General features: G+C 45.2%; 17 protein-coding genes. 7 read left to right on the plus strand and 10 right to left on the minus strand.

Going from position 1 to position 17502, the window contains the following annotated elements:
- Window positions 1–29 precede the first annotated feature (29 nt).
- On the minus strand, window positions 30–1214 hold the full coding sequence (locus CSH93_RS16315; RefSeq protein ID WP_100644432.1) for a hypothetical protein: 1185 nt from the start codon (window positions 1212–1214) through the stop codon (window positions 30–32).
- A gap of 159 nt (window positions 1215–1373) precedes the next feature.
- Between CSH93_RS16315 and CSH93_RS16320 the strand changes: the two genes are divergently transcribed.
- Entirely contained in the window at window positions 1374–3290 is a 1917-nt protein-coding gene (locus CSH93_RS16320; protein WP_240615634.1) for a metallophosphoesterase family protein, read from the plus strand.
- Window positions 3291–3307: 17 nt separating this feature from the next.
- On the plus strand, window positions 3308–3844 hold the full coding sequence (fldB, locus tag CSH93_RS16325; protein WP_100644433.1) for a flavodoxin FldB: 537 nt from the start codon (window positions 3308–3310) through the stop codon (window positions 3842–3844).
- A 104-nt stretch (window positions 3845–3948) separates the two neighbouring features.
- On the opposite strand, the gene CSH93_RS16330 is transcribed toward fldB, so the two are convergent.
- Window positions 3949–4374 carry an MAPEG family protein gene (locus tag CSH93_RS16330; protein WP_100644434.1) on the minus strand — a complete coding sequence of 142 codons (426 nt, stop codon included), beginning with the start codon at window positions 4372–4374 and terminating at the stop codon, window positions 3949–3951.
- A 205-nt stretch (window positions 4375–4579) separates the two neighbouring features.
- Between CSH93_RS16330 and CSH93_RS16335 the strand changes: the two genes are divergently transcribed.
- On the plus strand, window positions 4580–5398 hold the full coding sequence (locus tag CSH93_RS16335) for a CLCA_X family protein (RefSeq protein ID WP_100644435.1): 819 nt from the start codon (window positions 4580–4582) through the stop codon (window positions 5396–5398).
- Window positions 5399–5541: 143 nt separating this feature from the next.
- On the plus strand, window positions 5542–5940 hold the full coding sequence (locus CSH93_RS16340) for an ExbD/TolR family protein (protein ID WP_100644436.1): 399 nt from the start codon (window positions 5542–5544) through the stop codon (window positions 5938–5940).
- A 54-nt stretch (window positions 5941–5994) separates the two neighbouring features.
- Here CSH93_RS16340 and CSH93_RS16345 read toward each other — a convergent pair whose 3' ends face one another.
- The 3 genes from CSH93_RS16345 to CSH93_RS16355 form a co-directional block, all read right to left on the minus strand.
- The gene (locus tag CSH93_RS16345; RefSeq protein ID WP_100644437.1) at window positions 5995–6507 is read right to left on the minus strand and encodes a YgjV family protein; all 513 of its coding nucleotides are present in this window, start codon (window positions 6505–6507) and stop codon (window positions 5995–5997) included.
- A gap of 380 nt (window positions 6508–6887) precedes the next feature.
- Entirely contained in the window at window positions 6888–7589 is a 702-nt protein-coding gene (locus CSH93_RS16350; protein ID WP_100644438.1) for a tRNA1(Val) (adenine(37)-N6)-methyltransferase, read from the minus strand.
- 37 nt (window positions 7590–7626) lie between these two features.
- Complete coding sequence (locus tag CSH93_RS16355; RefSeq protein WP_100644439.1) at window positions 7627–8256, minus strand: NAD(P)H-binding protein; 630 nt, start codon at window positions 8254–8256, stop codon at window positions 7627–7629.
- Window positions 8257–8317: 61 nt separating this feature from the next.
- On the opposite strand from CSH93_RS16355, the gene CSH93_RS16360 reads away from it, so the two are divergent.
- The gene (locus CSH93_RS16360; RefSeq protein ID WP_100644440.1) at window positions 8318–10540 is read left to right on the plus strand and encodes a S9 family peptidase; all 2223 of its coding nucleotides are present in this window, start codon (window positions 8318–8320) and stop codon (window positions 10538–10540) included.
- 39 nt (window positions 10541–10579) lie between these two features.
- Here the strand turns inward: CSH93_RS16360 and CSH93_RS16365 are convergent, their stop codons facing one another.
- The gene (locus CSH93_RS16365; protein WP_100644441.1) at window positions 10580–10954 is read right to left on the minus strand and encodes a PH domain-containing protein; all 375 of its coding nucleotides are present in this window, start codon (window positions 10952–10954) and stop codon (window positions 10580–10582) included.
- A 195-nt stretch (window positions 10955–11149) separates the two neighbouring features.
- On the opposite strand from CSH93_RS16365, the gene CSH93_RS16370 reads away from it, so the two are divergent.
- Both CSH93_RS16370 and CSH93_RS16375 read left to right on the plus strand, forming a co-directional pair.
- Window positions 11150–12169 (plus strand): serine/threonine dehydratase, encoded by a 1020-nt coding sequence (locus CSH93_RS16370; RefSeq protein ID WP_100644442.1) that lies wholly within the window; start codon window positions 11150–11152, stop codon window positions 12167–12169.
- A 20-nt stretch (window positions 12170–12189) separates the two neighbouring features.
- A complete protein-coding gene (locus CSH93_RS16375) occupies window positions 12190–13842 on the plus strand; it encodes an amidohydrolase (RefSeq protein WP_100644443.1) in 1653 nt (550 codons plus the stop codon).
- A 3-nt stretch (window positions 13843–13845) separates the two neighbouring features.
- Here CSH93_RS16375 and CSH93_RS16380 read toward each other — a convergent pair whose 3' ends face one another.
- The 4 genes from CSH93_RS16380 to CSH93_RS16395 form a co-directional block, all read right to left on the minus strand.
- Window positions 13846–14637: a substrate-binding periplasmic protein gene (locus tag CSH93_RS16380; protein WP_100644444.1), complete on the minus strand. Its 792-nt coding sequence runs from the start codon at window positions 14635–14637 to the stop codon at window positions 13846–13848.
- Entirely contained in the window at window positions 14634–15491 is an 858-nt protein-coding gene (locus tag CSH93_RS16385; protein ID WP_100644445.1) for an MBL fold metallo-hydrolase, read from the minus strand. The genes CSH93_RS16380 and CSH93_RS16385 overlap by 4 nt, the downstream gene beginning before the upstream one ends.
- Before the next feature lie 82 nt (window positions 15492–15573).
- Window positions 15574–16314 (minus strand): LytR/AlgR family response regulator transcription factor, encoded by a 741-nt coding sequence (locus tag CSH93_RS16390; RefSeq protein WP_100644446.1) that lies wholly within the window; start codon window positions 16312–16314, stop codon window positions 15574–15576.
- Window positions 16315–16324: 10 nt separating this feature from the next.
- Window positions 16325–17428: a sensor histidine kinase gene (locus CSH93_RS16395; RefSeq protein WP_100644447.1), complete on the minus strand. Its 1104-nt coding sequence runs from the start codon at window positions 17426–17428 to the stop codon at window positions 16325–16327.
- Window positions 17429–17502: the final 74 nt, after the last annotated feature.

A 17502-nucleotide genomic window follows, 5' to 3' on the forward strand; every position in this document is an offset into this window, starting at 1 on the left:
CTTGCTGATCCAGTAAGCCTTTTTGACGTTTAATTCAGATAACGAGATAACCAAATTGGGTCTATCGGTAGTTTGAATAAAAGTGGTGCCATTGCTTGGTATCGTGCCTCGTTTGATGGGCACTGGACATTCTTCAAATAGTTCTTCTTCCAAGGATCATTAACAAGGTAAATGTCGATCCCGACTACAGCGACGCCCTCAAGTGACGCGTTGTCCATTAATTCATAAGCCTCGCAACTAGGCTCTTCACTCAACGTAGGCGCATTGAATAGCAAATCGATGACTTGGGTTGGCTGCTGCTTTGCAAGATCAACAAACCACAATTGATTGTCGTTGCGCGCTGCGGCTACCAATAATCCAGGATGGTCACCGGCTAATGGTAAGAAATCCATACCATTAATTGGATGATTGCCACCTTCTGGGAATTCTGGCAACAATAACTGTGGATCTTCAACAACTGCAAAATCGTCCTGCTGCCAAAAATCATCGTCTATGGTGAGACTGAAAATTCGAGCAGCACCGGCAGCGTCTTTCTCCAACCCCAAATATAAAACACGCTCTTCACCGAACGCCATCCCTTCAATACCGTCGTTCGGAAAGTCTCCTACATTTAATTCAAGCGGGAACTGCAAAGGACGTACATCGGTCATTCGAACCTTGTCGCCATTCAGCTCAGCTCTAACAAGTAAGGTTGGATATGCTGTCGAGCCCGTGTTTTCAAAACGTTGCTGACAGCGTGGGCTCATCGCGCCTGTGCGAGTTGCGTCTTCTGTCACGATGATAAACGCATTCGGCTGATCAGGGTCTACCACCAGCGCCTCAAAATCAGGCTCATCAGACAAATACTGAGAGAAGCAACTGCGTCGTACTTCACTGCTCATTGTCATCGGACCTAATTTTTGCTCCACCACACCTGTTATTGGATTGATCACATGCAGGCGTCGTCTTTGTTCTGGAAGAGCACTACCATCCGAAATGCTCATCAAATGCTCACCAAACTGTATCAGCCCTGATGTTTGCGGATCGGGCATTGCTTGGCCATCCTGTTCGATAATCCATAAACCATCTAACGTTATTGTGGTTGACTCATCAACGGGTGACGCTGGTAGTTCTGACTCAGCAGGCGCACATCCCGCCAGTGAAAATACCATAAACAGTGATGCTATAGCGGTTGAGGACTGCTTAAACCAAGCTATAGAATTATCTGAATTCAAGGGGATTTCTCCTAACAAATACCTTATAGGCCCAATTCACGGCTGCATATCATAAGCATAATCCATGCAGAGTTCAGTAGAAATTCTTACATTGCTAACTTTATGTCTTCAACCTCGACTGTTAGACTCGCCCGTAGACCAATGAATTAGAATAAAAAATTGCGCGCTTCTTCAGAATCATCCATGCCACCCGATACGTTGCCTCTAGTGCTTGCAGGCCCTATCCTGCGTCGTGTTGACCAACAGCAAATGGTGTTGTGGTTCGTGACTAGCCGACAAGCCGAGATCGGCGTCAATTTGTTCGACGACAAAAATGCGCAAATTCAACGCTTCACCTGCGAGGATAAATCAACCTCTTGCCACCAGATACCTGTTGGTACAAACGCTTTTGTGAACCTCATACACATTCAACAAGATGAATTACTGCAGAGTGGAGAGGAATACGCCTACCAACTGATTGACCTTGAGCACAATGATGTTGATGTTACCGATGGTTCTCTGTATTACGCCAGTAATGACGCATTCCCGTTTCGCTGTGCCATGACACTCACCAATGTAGTCCACGGTTCATGTCGAAAGCCACATTTTGCTGGTGATGATGCACTGCCACAAATAGATAAGTTAATCGAAGCGGATAGTAGCCAAAAACCCGATTTACTGATGATGAGTGGCGACCAGATTTACGCAGATGATGTTGCTGGACCAACATTATTTGCGATTCGGCAAGTCATTGACTTACTTGGGTTGCATGAGGAATCTCTAGATGATGCAACCATCAGCCACAGTAGCGCGTTAAGCGACTTGGCATTTGGCTACTACCAAAGAGAAAAAATTCTGCCTAAAACCGCTAGCAACACTCTACTCGGCAAGCTGTTTTTTGGTGCGAAGCAAAAGCCCATCTTCACCTCAGTGAATGCTAAAAATCACTTAATTGCGTTCAGCGAAGTGATGGCAATGTACTTGCTGGTTTGGTCCCCCGTTTTATGGCGTTTCGTGAAAGCCGGTATACCTGAACACGTCAATGAGCAATTTATTCCATTGTACGAAGAGGAGCAAAAGCACCTCGACCGATTTGTCGCGTCTTTACCGCGAACCGCTCGATTGTTAGCCCATGTGCCAACGTACATGATTTTTGATGATCACGACGTTACCGATGACTGGAACCTTACGCGAGGTTGGGAAGAAGAAGTGTATGCGCATCCTATTTCCAACCGAATGGTCGGTAATGCCCTTGCTGGCTATTGGTTATGTCAGGGCTGGGGTAACAATCCTGATTGCTTCAAGCCATTATTGGATAAGGCAGAAGCTACCTTTCTAAAGGAAAAAATAGAAGATCAAGACGCTTTTATAGACACCTTATATGAATGGGACGAATGGCACTTTTGCTTGGACACGTCACCGGCATTTTATGTCATGGATACACGCACACGCCGTTGGCGTTCGGAATCAAATGCGAATAAGCCTTCCGGTTTATTGGATTGGGAAGCGTTGTGCGAGTTTCAGCAACAAATTTTGGGTAAAGAATCAGTTATTGTCGTCAGCGCCGCCCCTATTTACGGCCTTAAGTTTATTGAAGCCGTCCAGAAAGTGTTTACCTTTTTCGGTAAAGCACTCATGGTAGATGCCGAAAACTGGATGGCACACAAAGGTACGGCGCAAGTTATTCTGAATATATTCCGCCACTATAAAACGCCTCCCCTTTTCATTATTTTAAGCGGCGATGTGCACTACTCATTTGTGTATGATGTAACGCTTCGCTTTAAACGAAATAGCCCCAAAATATTGCAATTTACCTGCAGTGGATTTAAAAACGCGTTCCCCACTGGCCTTTTGCGTACATTCGAGCGATTAAATCGCTTGTTATATTCAAAACGTTCGCCATTGAATTACTTTACGCGACGTCGAAATATGCGTATTGATGAGCGAGACCCGACTCCGGAAAAGATCCCTGCGGTATTAGGGCACGTAGTAAATGCGCCGGCGGCTGGACAATTGTTATTAAACAGCAAGGGACAGCCCGACAAGTGTCAAATCCACCTAGCAGACGGCACTGTTATTAACTTCATAGAAGACTAAGCACTAGCTCGAACAACATGAATAACGAAACATTTAGCATTGGCTTGTTTTACGGTTCAACAACGTGTTACACCGAAATGGCCGCAGAAAAAATACAGCTCCAAATAAACCAATTACTCGGGTTCGACTGCGTCGAGTTATTTAACTTACAAGACACTGCACTGAGTAAAACAGCTGACTATGATGTACTTATTTTTGGAATTTCCACTTGGGACTTTGGTGAAATCCAAGAAGACTGGGAATCCCAGTGGGATGATATTAAGACCTTAGATCTGGAAGGCAAAATTGTTGCGCTATTCGGGCTAGGCGATCAGATTGGCTATGCTGACTGGTTCCAAGATGCATTAGGGATGTTGCACGATGAGGTGCTGGCACGAAAGGCCACAGTGATTGGCTACTGGCCTAATGAAAACTATGAGTTTGCCGCATCCAAAGCGCTTACCCCCGATCAGACACATTTTGTTGGCTTGTCGCTTGATGATGAAAACCAATACGACCTATCGGAAGAGCGCATCGCGCGCTGGTGTCAGCAACTGTTGGATGAATTAGGTTAGAGTAGTTAAGATTAGTCGGCCGATTGCCCGCAGAATATGCTCTGCTGAGAAACAGAGCCGCCCTACTTATTTATCGGTTCATTTACTGGCATCGGGTTATGTTGTTATAACCAAGCAAAAAATGCCAAGCGCACCAGCATTGCCGCTAACAGTAACCAAGACAAGCAAAACAGGGCAAAACGCAGAAGTACCTTATCGATAGTGATCTGCACCAACGAATGAAGGCTCCTGACAATCACATAAGACCATGCCAACCCTACATAAATAGCATCAACTTGCGCTAAAACCGCAATAGCCAATGCGGTCGCATAAAACAATGTGGGTTGTTCAAATAAATGGTTATAGTTGTTTGATATACGCGTAACTTCCGCAGGCAACAGTGCTTTCAACTGAGATGTGTCTTGGCCTTTTTGCGGATGGATTTTCAGCGCTGACATTGCGCCTACTCGGGTAATCATCATGTAAAGCGCGATTAAAAATGTCAGTAACCCCATGGCAATAACGGGCTGTATAATAGATGTTGTCGTCACGCGTAATTCTCCTGTTACGTTTTTATAATCAACCAGCTCGTATTGTCATCCCTGACTCAAAAAGGACAAAGCACTAATTTGTATGGATGTATGTACTATGACTTTCAGGCATTACATTTTACGATATGGAAGACGTTTAATTCAGATGGCTCGCGATCCACGATAGCATGTTAAACGTTAAGACTATGTGAAGATTAGCTTTGTCATGGAGACTACCCTGAACAACGCGCAAAAACAGTCTCGGCTGTATTCAACATTCTACCGCAATGGGCCCAGCCACCGAGATGGTGCAGACGTTACCTTCGGCGATATTGTCAAAATATTTGGCTTTCGCACCGCATCAGTAGGCCAGTGGGTGACCAAACAAGAACAACAAATCGCGGCAAACCTATTCTTTGATGCTTTGTGTGATCTGATGGCTATTTTAGGGGTGCCAGAGCAGGTTATTTCGCTTAACGGAACACTCTCAATCGCATTTGGAAAAGGCGGACAAAAACACAGTTCAGCACATTATAGCGCTACAACTCGTACGCTTGCGTTGGCCAAAAATGCGGGCGCAGGATCGTTATCTCACGAATGGTTTCATGCATTTGATCATTTCATTTCTACTCGATTTCTCAAAGCCGCAACGCCTAAGGATTTTGCATCAACATTGTGGCTAGATAGACACGACGTTGTCGAGCACCCGTTAAATGGATTACTCGAAAGCTGCTTTCAGCATATATTTCTGCAGCCCAACAGCGACAAACTAAGTACGCTATTTGTGCGCAGTGTGGCCGCGGATAAGTCACTCGGCAGTTACTATTATGCATTACCACCAGAAGTGTGCGCACGCGCATTTGAAGCATTCATTCAAGATCATCAGTACAAAAACGCGTTTCTCGTTCAGGGCACGAAGCAAACAGCAGAAGCCCAAATTGGACTTTACCCGCAAGGGGAGCAGCGCCAGCTCATTGGAGAGTACTTTAGCCAATACTTTGCAACGCTCGGATATGCATTGGATAAGAGCAGCGCAAGAGGCTAAATGTATTTTTCGCTCGTCCACTGCACTGATAATTGCGACCAATTGATCGATTTTTTGCAAGAAAGATCGCTGCGGGGGGTATTCATTTTTATTTCAGCAAGTATACTATCCCGTCTGATAGACATAATAAGATTGCTAAAGAGATGAAAAGAAAAAAGCATACCTCGGCTGATGACGAAGCACAGATCGATATGACACCGATGCTAGACATCGTATTCATCATGCTGATCTTCTTTATCGTAACTACATCGTTCGTTAAAGAGAAAGGCTTGGAAGTCAATCGTCCAAAAAATGATAACAAACCTACTCAGCCTAGTAAGGCGTTGTCTATTCAGATAGACGAGTTTGGGAAGATCCGTATGAATGGTCGTGACGTAGACATTCGTCGTGTTGTAGCCAACATCCAGACCTATTTAGCGGAAAACAATACCGATGCAGCAGCGATTCAGGCGCACGAAGACACTGAGCACGGTGTTGTCGTAGAAGTTATGAACCAAGCTAAAGAAGCGGGTATTGAAAAAGTTTCAGTTTTGGTTAAATAAGCCAAACAATGAATAAAAAAAACCGAGCTGTTTAGCTCGGTTTTTTTATATCTGTTAGTTACGTGGTATTGGTGGCACCCGGCGTTCTTGCCATAATTTGAGACCGATGCTGAACAGATTACTCACATTAAATACGCTACCAAAGATACTGCCTACCGATAGCGCGAAAATAAGTCCTAAAACTTCAGCTAACACAAACCAACGCCTGATTTGATTCGCATCTTGAAGGACAATTGAGCCAACGGTAAAAATAAGCGAACTTGCATACGCAATCAGGATCATAAGGCTATGTTGCAGTACAAATAACTCGTATAACAAAAATCCAATATTCAGCAAGACAAATAAATACAAAATTGATTTATGTCTGTACTTCATAGCAACTATGTTACGAATGCTTGCCAACATACACCCGATCCCAGCAGCCATCGCACCAAGTAAAAAGAAATGCGTACTAACACTGGCAAGCGCAAACGCAGAAATAAGACGATAATGATTGATCTCGTTTTGGCGATAACCGATGAAATTTAATACAACAGCTACGGCTCCAAACGCTTCAGCTAAATACAATGTAGTTCCTCTGTACTCGTTAACGCTGAGACAAACCTAGAAAACAGCACTTCTGCTTTTATGTCCGTTGCCTTTTGAAAAGGTTTTGCAGAATGGGGGTCGGCTCAATGTTCTACCTGTTACTTAACGCACTTAAACAAGGAAAAGTCCGACATTAATAACTGTTCAATCTCCCAGCGGGTCAAAAAGCGGCACATCATACTGACCAATTGGCTAAATAGGTAGTCTAACTTACACAAAATTTTCTAACGCCTTGTTCCCACCTATTACTTTGCCCGCGGTTCGCGGTTTTCCAACAACAGTCGAACAAGATGAAACTCACATCCGGAAACTTAAAGCGCGCTTCCTTGCTATTGCTAGGATATGACCCACTTGTGCTGCTAGAAATTAACATAGTAGTGCTGGCACAACCGGCGGTATTGTTCAGTATATACGTTATCTTTGGTGTAAATGGTCAAATGTTGATTGTCTGTACGATCACACTCTCGACCAATTTCGTAGCAGACTCGCGAAACAGGCTTATCCTCGCGCGCTTTCACGTTAAGTCTTACTTCTATCGTTAGGCCACTTTTTGCAATCGCCTGCTCCCAAATGGTTGCTGAGGCACTGGGCAAGATTAAGTAACCTTTGCCCCGTTCTGATAAATTATTAGCCAATTCAGCCGTCAAGGTTTCAAGCGATAGTGATTGCTGGCTTCTGGCCGTTTGCCGTTGTTCTGAATATCCTTGAAACCCCCGTCTTTCCTCACCGAGTGTTTCAAAATAGGGAGGATTGCTGATTACCACATCATAGCCACGAGCAGGACGTGACTGATGCAGCTTAATATCACTATGAACAACTGTAACGGCTTTCGGCCAAGGGCTATTAGCCACATTATCTAATGCTTGTTGGTATGCGGGAGGGTCAATTTCGACGGCGGTGACATGCAGGTTTCCTCCAGCCCATTGAGCCAACATCAAACTCAATAAACCGCTACCGCAGCCTATATCCAACGCGTTCTCTGGGGTATACGATGCACAATGGTTGCCTAAACAGTGACTTGCAAAGCTACCGAGTACAATACTGTCAGTGCCAACTTTCATCGCGCACTGATCATCTTCTATCTGAAACTGTTTAAATTTAAAAATGCTGTAACCCTATCATTTGCTGGGCAACGTCTTTGGCACTAATGGGCTTATACTTTGACAACGGCCCCAGCATCAAAGGAGAGATCAATCGCCCTGCCACAATTCCCAAGGATTCGGCCATACGCGCCTCTTTCCTTTCGCCTAATAAAAGTGATGGCCTAACAGCCGCAGCATGCTTAAGTTGCGGCATACTCATAATGGCATTTTCCAGTTCGCCCTTAACACGAAGATAGAAATTAGCGCTTTTAGCATCGGCCCCGACAGATGAAACCCAAACAAAACCCTGTGCTCTTTGCGCTCTCGCCAACTGAGCTGCCACGTGAACATATTCAAAATCTACGCGTCGAAAGGCTTGGCGGCTTTTAGCTTTCTTCATCGTCGTGCCCAAACAGCAATACACATGATCCACGCTAAAGTAACCTTGGTAATCTTGTAGCTGCTCAAAATCAATCACTAGTGGCTGCAGTTTCCCTGATGGATCAGCAAACCGACTCAGCTCAATGGGTCGCCTGAGCAAAATAGTAATGCTTGAGTAACGACCATCATCTAGTAATAGCTGCGTCAGAGAATGTCCAACCAACCCCGTTGCACCGAGTACAATTGCTGTTTTATCGCCAGTCACTTTGTATCCTTGTTGCAATGCACTACACTGACGCCCAGTGTAAAACAAAGACCTTATAATAATGAAAAAATCCTTGTTACTTTTACTCTTAATTGCGGCAAATAGTTTTGCCAATGACTCTCTCACAATTGAACGGATCTTCGCTTCTCCATCACTTGATGGCTCTGCCCCAATAAAACTCAGAATATCCCCTGATGGCCAACGGGTCACATTCCTAAAAGGCAAAGCCAGCGATGCGCAGCGCTACGACTTATGGGAATACCACATTGCCAGCGGTGAAACCCGTTTATTGGTTAATTCCGATGATTTGCATAAAGGCAACGAAAATTTATCTGACGAAGAAAAAGCTCGCCGTGAACGCATGCGACTGTCCGGTACAGGCATCGTTGACTACACCTGGTCTGCTGATGGCACTGCACTTTTATTCCCTCTTGCGGGTGATGCTTACTACTACAAGTTGGCGACAGAATCTTCCCCGGCACAAATTAAACAATTGCTGGATACTCCGGCGTTTGAGACTGATATTAAGCTATCACCTTTAGGCAATTTCATTTCCTTCGTGCGTGACCAAAACCTGTACGTTAAACACATTGCCCGTGATGAAGAAATGGCAATCACGACAGATGGGGGCGGTGATATTAAATTCGGCATGGCTGAATTTGTCGCGCAAGAAGAGATGGGGCGCCTAACTGGATATTGGTGGTCATATGATGAGAAAAATATCGCTTTTTCCCGTGTAGATGAAACCCCCGTTGAAGTGATCACGCGCTCAGAAATTTACGCAGATTCTATCAAGATGATTGAGCAGAAGTACCCACGCGCGGGTACAAATAACGTATTGGTCTCACTCGCTATCCAGTCGTTGGCAACTGGCGAGCGTCAATGGATTGACCTAGGCGAAAACAAAGACATCTATTTAACACGAGGACAATGGGCACTGGATGGTGAACACTTTACCTATCAAACACAGTCCCGGGATCAGCAGCAATTAACGTTGTTTTCATACAACGTCAGCACGCAAAAGCATCAGCCCATCATAAAGGAGCAAGCTGATACTTGGGTAAATTTACATGACATGCTGTATTTCCTTGATGATAAAAAGCACTACATTTGGGGTTCCGAGCGTGACGGCTTTATGCACCTTTATTTGTATCACTTAGATAAAGGGCTTGTCCGTCAATTAACGCAAGGCGAATGGGTCGTCACATCACTTGAAGCTGTCAACGAAAAAAGCGGAACCGTATACTTCAGTGGTCGCAAAGATACACCATTAGAAAATCACTTGTATGCCGTTTCACTTAACGGTGGAGACATTAAACGTATCAGCCAACGACAAGGGTTTCATGAAGTTAGTTTCAGCGACAATGCCTCCATTTATGTGGATAGCTACTCCACCATTAACACCCCACCTCAGGTCAGTGTACACAATAGCAAAGGAGAGCGTTTAACTTGGCTAGCTGAGAATGCCATTGATGCCAATCACCCCCTAGCCCAGTACCAAGAACAGTGGGTTAAACCCAGTTTTGGGACGTTAACTACGGATGACAACGTTACGCTTCACTATCGCTTGTATAAGCCAAAGAAGATTACAGGGAAGCATCCCGTCATTGTATTTGTTTACGGTGGTCCAGGTGTACAAGTGGTCAGAAACCGCTGGTACGAAGAGCGCGGCCTTATGATGCAGTACTGGGTAGACAAAGGTTATGTCGTATTTTCTCTTGATAACAGAGGTTCTGATGCAAGAGGCAAGGCGTTTGAAGATCCCCTTTATCTCAAAATGGGAGACGTTGAAGTTAAAGACCAGATCACCGGCGTCGAGTTTTTACGTTCTTTGCCTTTCGTCGATGAAAAACGTATCGGTATTCATGGGCACAGCTACGGTGGTTACATGACACTGATGAGTATGTTTAAAGCCGGTGACTACTTCAGTGCAGGGGTTTCAGGCGCACCAGTCACTGACTGGCGTTTATATGACACGCATTATACCGAGCGCTATATGGGTAACCCCACTACAGTTGATGAAGCCTATACTGCGGCTTCGGTATTCCCGTACGCAGAGAACCTCAAAGGCCCACTTATGATTTATCACGGTATGGCTGATGACAATGTGCTATTTACCCATGCAACCATGCTATACAAACACTTGCAGGATAACGCGATCACATTTGAAGCAATGGATTATCCCGGAAAAAAACACAGCATCCGCGGAAGTAATACGCGCATCCACTTGTATAAAACCATTACGCAATTTTTTGACCGGCACCTAGCGCCTTCGGCTCACTAAAACAAAGCGCTGGCGGTCGATGACCGTCAGCACATCCGTTTATCCAAACATGGCGTTCGCCAATGCTTTTTGCAAACTTTGCGCAGTTTCTGCGCTTAATTCTGTATATAGCGGCTCTGGTTGACCTGACACCCAAATTCTCAACTCAGCATCCATATCAAAATGCCCTGCGGTCTCCACTTTAAACTGAGTTATCGCGCGATAAGGAATACTATAGTAATCGACTTTCTTACCCGTCATACCTTGCTTATCAATAAAAACCACGCGATGGGTAGTGAGTACAAACAAATCGCGAATGAGCTTGTAAGCCTGAGTCACGCGCTCACTATCTGACAAAATGGGGGCTAACTCTTGTTGAATTTCCTCGGCATCAATTTGTGCAGCGTTGCCTAATAATTTATCTAAAAGTCCCATACAAATTCCTGTTTTGTTGATTGGCTAAGTCGGACGAATACAGTGTAGACCAATTCATCTATTGGTTGTTTAATCTTATCGAGCGAAATACGCAGAAATAGACATTTTTGCGATGCATGGCATGGTAAATATCGCTATTCTAAGGCCCAATACCGCAAGCTTCGTTTTTGCAACCCTATCGCATTTAAGGCCCAAATGAACTTCTCTGACATAACTGATGCGCAAAAAAGGCTGACGCCGCATATCGTCAAAACCCCTATTTTCACTTCACAACGATTAAACCAGTGGCTAAGTGCGGGCAGCCTGCCTGAAGGACAGTCACATGCAGTTTTGTTCAAAGCTGAATGCCTGCAAACAACAGGTGCATTTAAGATGAGGGGGGCAACTAACTTCATTGCCAAGTTGGCAGAGCAAGACAAGTTGCCCAAGCATATCGTCGCGAACAGTTCAGGCAACCATGCGCAAGCCGTGGCATATGCCGCGAAAAAATTTAATATCCCGGCAACGATTTATGCTGCACAGAATATATCGCCGATTAAGGCAGCCGCTACCCAAAGCTATGGTGCAGAATTAAAATGCTACCCGACGCGACAAGAAGCCGATGCAGCTGTAGCAGAAGCGAGCCAAAGGTCTGGCTGCATCTGGATCCCGCCTTTTAATCACCCTGACATTATTGCCGGTCAAGGGACGGTTGTCGCAGAAGCCTTTTCGCAAATAGAGCCTGTCGATGCTGTATTTGCGCCCTGTGGCGGTGGAGGTTTGCTTGCGGGTAGCCTAATCGCGGCCCGCGCACTCAATGACAAAACCAAAGTGTTTGGCGTTGAACCTGCTTCTGCCAATGACGCTGCGGAATCACTACGCAAAGGCTCTATCGTACCTTTAGCTGCCCCCGCCAATACATTGGCCGATGGCGCAGCCACCCCCAGTGTCGGTGAATTTACCTTTCCTTTATTACAGCAACTCGATGGATTTTATGAAGTCACCGAGGCACGCATTGCCTATTGGACACAATGGCTTCATCATTTGCTTAAATTGCAAGCCGAGCCAACATGCTGCATGACGATGCAAGGCGTAGTCGAATGGCTAGCAACACAATCAATGCCTCAGCGCGTGCTTGTGATCTTATCTGGTGGCAATATAAGTACTTCTTCAATGCACAAAATTACCGAGACAGACTATTTATCATCACCACCAAGCCTCAAGGTGATGAAATAATTAACCCAGTGAGACATATTATGATTAAAACCCTACGCTTCGTTTTTATTGTATCGATATTGGCGTCGTTCAACCTGCAGGCCGACATACTGCATGTGTTTAACGTCAAGGGATACACGTTCAATCAGCAAGGTAAACTGATGACCTTCAGTAATATGGTGGTTGAAGACGGCAAAGTTCGAGCCATCGGTGGCGAAGCCCTAGGACATGGTTTCCCTACCGCAAAGCAACTTGATGGGAAAGGACAAACGCTATTACCCGGGCTCATTGATGCACATGGTCATATGCTGGGTTTAGGTGATAATTTGTTAGCGATCGATGTGCGCGAATCGGCCTCGGCTTACGATGCAGCTTCTCAAGTCGCAGAATATGCCAAAGCACACCCTGATATGTCATGGATCCAGGGGCGTGGATGGAATCAAGTCCTTTGGCCTGACAAACAGTTTCCTACGGCTTCCATTTTAGATGAAGCCTTGGCAGATAAACCGGTATGGTTAACCCGTGTTGATGGCCATGCCGGTTGGGCAAACTCTGCAGCCCTTAAAATTGCGGGTATTGATAACACAACCGTCTCGCCAGAAGGCGGTAAAATACTCACAGATGACGAGGGCAATCCGACAGGTGTGCTGATTGATACTGCCATGTCTCTTGTTGAGCAGCACATACCTCCTTTAGACAATAATATCCGCATGCAACAGCTAAGTGCTGCAGGTGAACATTTACTGTCGTTAGGTATAACAAGCATGCATGATGCGGGTATTGATCGAGCTACCTATGACTTGTACCAAGCGTTAGCAAACAAGCAAGCGTTGCCGGTACGGATATATGCCATGATCTCAGCAACCGATCCAACACTCGCGCAAATGTTGGCTAAAGGCACTATTAACAGTGACGATGATATGTTGCTGATCCGCAGCGTAAAGGCTTATGGCGATGGAGCACTGGGAAGCCGCGGTGCAGCTTTGTTAGCTGCCTACAGTGACGACCCACATAACCACGGTTTATTGGTAACGGCCAAAGAGAAGTTACCTTCCCTATTCAATGAGGTGATAGGCGCCGGATTTGCCATGCATTTTCATGCCATTGGTGACCGCGCCAATCAACTAGCGCTAGATCAGTTTGAAGCCACCTTTAACACAATTGGCGGTCAATCTTTACGTCACCGCATAGAACATGCTCAAGTGATTACGCTGGATGATATCAAGCGCTTCAAAACTCTCGACATTATTCCGTCAATGCAGCCAACTCATGCCACCAGTGACATGAACATGGCAGAAGACCGCATTGGACCTCAACGACTCAAAGGCGCCTATGCATGGCAAACATTTCTAAAGCAAGGCTCGAAATTAGCGTTTGGTTCTGACTTCCCGGTTGAACTGGCTAACCCGTTTTATGGTATTCATGCCGCGGTAACACGTCAGAATCGAGAAAATCAACCACAAGAAGGTTGGGTGCCGGAAGAAGCACTTACATTGGAACAAACGCTTAAGGCATTCACCGTAGATGCGGCCTATGCCGCTGCTCAAGATGATAAACTAGGTACCTTAATGCCGGGTTATTGGGCAGACTTTATTCTGGTTGATAAAGATATATTTGCGATCCCTGCTCAAGAACTTTGGCAAGTAGAGGTACTCAGCACCTACATTGCGGGGCAAGAAGTTTACCAACAATAACAATTAAAAGGCCGGGTTGCGTATGCTAACCGGCCTAAACCTGTCGACTAACTCGGCAAATTCAGCGGTTTTTCGAAATTCAGCCACAGCAGCATTCAGCTTCATTACTTTAGCGTCAGGTACTGACAAATTGACGGCTAAGTAATTGCCTTTCAATTCAGGTGTGTGCAGCCACGCTACTGCTTCAACATCATCGATGCTGGCATCGAATCGTTTCAGCGTGCTAGCTAAGGTGTAACCGGAGGCATACATCAGATCTAAACGGCCCAATAAGAACAACCGTACCTGATCGTCTTTGCTGTCACAATGCAGCAAATTGTGGCCGAGAGAAAATCCTCTAGCGACTAGCACCGACTCATAGATATCGTCTCGCGTAACACCAATTGAGTAATTCAATACATCGGCTGGCCTATTGATAACGATATCGTGGCGATTTTTGAGTTTGAAGTACAAGGTTTCACCCGAAACCGCGGGGCCGACCCATTTGAACAATGGCTCCCTTGCCGCTGTGCGCGATGCACTTAACAACGCACCTGTAGGATCTTGCAACCCCGTAGCCATTGCACGTGCCCAAGGCATATCAATGAATTCACAGGTTAGTTCCGCTATTTCACATGCCCGCTTGATCAAAACACCATTCAGGCCGTCAATCTCACCATTGGTTACAAACGTGTAAGGTCTGTGGCTACTCTCAAAATAAACAGTCAAATCAACTTCTTCTGCCCCTACGAGGCTTGTGCTTGCAGCACACCATAGGTAACAAAAAATGGCGAAGTAGCGGGTCTTTAATTTCATTTATACAAGGTTCTTATCCATCGTTCTTCCGTGATAAATTGCCAGGCCCATTCATCCCACTTGGATTCCAAGCCCTTTTCGACCGCCTGATCTTCACTTAGCCCATCCGCTTTGAGCTTTTGGACATACTGTTTGGTTTCTTCAATCATATTTTTGAAACTTATCAGATCAGCTTTTGTTGCCAACGCACCATGCCCCGGGATCACCTGTGTTTCGTCATTTATCATGTCAAGCACGTGTGCAATTGACGCCAAGTATCCGTCAACACTCCCACCCGCTTTCAAATCAACATACGGGAACCAGTCTCTAAAGAATAAATCACCTGTATGCATGACATTAGATTGTTCAAACCACACGATACTATCACCATCGGTATGCCCACCTGGTAAATGGATCACATGAATAGTTTCACCGTTAAAGTGAAACTTAAGTCCATCTTGATAGGTCACAACCGGCAAGGCTGCCGCAGCCACTTCAGGATCTGATGCTAAACGTATACGCACATTTTCATGCGCAAAAATGGTTGCGCCCTTAGTGTCTTGGAAAAAGGCGTTCGAACCGGTGTGATCGCCGTGGTAATGCGTGTTTACGACATAGCGTGGTTTATCTGTACCAAAGCCTTCAAGTGCAGCTGAAATTTTTTCAGCAAGTGGAGCGTACTGGTCATCAATCATGAGAATGCCATCGTCTCCAGCAGAGAGACCTATATTCCCACCTGACCCGACCATCATATGTACGGAATTATTGAGATGCTTTACATCCATTTCTACATTAGCAAAACGATCGTCTGCATTGCTGCAAAAACTCGTCGTGCCCGTCAATACAATGGCTAAGCATAGGGTTTTAAATTTCATTTTATATCCTCGTTAAACAGCCCTATAACACTATGCTGCTACTGTCAGGATAGATCATTTATGGCGTGATAAAAAACTTTTCTCAACCCGTTAGCGCTTCAATCTTGTCTTTGTTTCTACGAGACAAGGTTAGTAAGTCTCCCGAGGCTAAAATGACGGTATAATCGCCTTTTTCGTTTGGTCTTAGTTCCGACACAAAGGTCCTGCGCACGATTGAAGAGCGGTGAATACGAATAAAATGCGCTGGGTCGAGCTGCTCTTCAAGGTGGGTCATGGTTTCTCGATGCAATACTGTCTTACCATCATTCAGGTGCAGCTCAGCATAATTACCTGCGCCAGTAATAAAATTAATCGTATCAACATCAATTAAGCGTATACGGCCCGGATCCCTCACGACCAACCGGGTTTTATAGCAGGGTGTTACTGGCTCTTTGGGTGTGCTGACGTTAGTGTCCTGCGTCAGTGTTGGTTCAACGCTCGCTAACGCTCTTTCTAGCGCTTGCGTAAAACGCCGGTTGGAAAACGGTTTTAACACATAGTCCAGCGCGTTTACTTCAAACGCCGGCAAAGCAAACTGATCGTATGCGGTGACAAAAATGCGAGCACAGTTTTCAGGTAATTCTCGTGCCACGGCAATACCAGACATTCCGGGCATTTGCATATCCAAAAACGCAATATGGATATTATGCTGTTCTGCAATCAACAAAGCCTCATTGCCAGTCTCCGCCTGAAAAACCTGCCCGATTTGCGGTGTGTCGGCGAGTAAAGACTCTATCGACTGCCGCGCGAGGGGTTCATCATCAACGATTAATACGTTTATCATGCAATTCTCCTTATGGCTTGATGGGCAAACTTAACAATGTTTGGAAAACGCCATCATTGACCGGCGTCAGTTCAAGTTTGAACGACTTATACATACGTTGTAAGCGCTCCCGTGTATTGGCTAAACCGATGCCAAATCCACGCTGATCCTCCTGCTCTCCAACATGATTAGTGAGAAAAATCACTAGCTCACCCTCACGGTTGTGAATGCGCAAACTGATTACATTGTCTTTGCCACCAATTTGAGAACCATGTTGCACCGCATTCTCTACTAGTGGTTGTAACAACATATTAGGAATTTGAGCATTCAAACAATTGGAGTCAATCTGCGTATCAATTCTTAACTTGTCGGCAAAACGTAACTTCTGGATGGCCAGATAACTATCAATAAACTGCATCTCCTGACGTAAGGAGATGATCTCATCTTGCTTGGTATCCAATGACATGCGCAACATCGTGCTAAGTTCAGACAATGCCTCAATGGCTTTATCTTGTTCATTCAAGCGCACCAGGCTGCTAATGGTATTCAGTGTATTAAACAAAAAATGGGGATTTAACTGTGAACGCAGGGCTTTGAGTTGCTCTAGCACCAGCTCTTGCTTTATTTGGTTGATCGAAACTCGATGTTCCATTGCTTTATGATAATAGTGGGCCCCGATTGCAGCCCAAAATATTGCAAAGTAGATCACAATATCGATAACGCCGGTCGACATAATGACTTTGTATAACCGCATATGAAACGCATCGAATGCTTCGCCGCGTATCAGCATTTGCATAATTAAACTGACCGTCCAATAACAGAACAATACACCCAACGATGCGAATGCCGTAGACAACGGTTGATACCAAGCTCTTGTACTTTTTTCTACCAATGCGACGTGCATAACCACAAACACCATAGGGGTGACCCAAATAAAATTGAGAAACCACGGTGCCATCATTATCCAATAGTCGCCCCAACTGATGGCCAATTCCACAGCCTTGGCATTTCGCGACTGAGCAAAAGAAAAGAAGGTTAAAAAGCCTATCCATACAAATGTGTTGGTTAACCAAAACCAACGACTTTGTATAGATGAATAGTATTCATTCGCTGAAGTCGAAATAACCCACCTCATATTTATCTGTTTTTATGATGATTATCTCACATGTGTTAATCATACGTTAAAACCATTCATTTATTTTCCCATTT

Source organism: Neoalteromonas facilis (assembly GCF_002807665.1).
Lineage (GTDB): Bacteria > Pseudomonadota > Gammaproteobacteria > Enterobacterales > Alteromonadaceae > Alteromonas_E > Alteromonas_E facilis.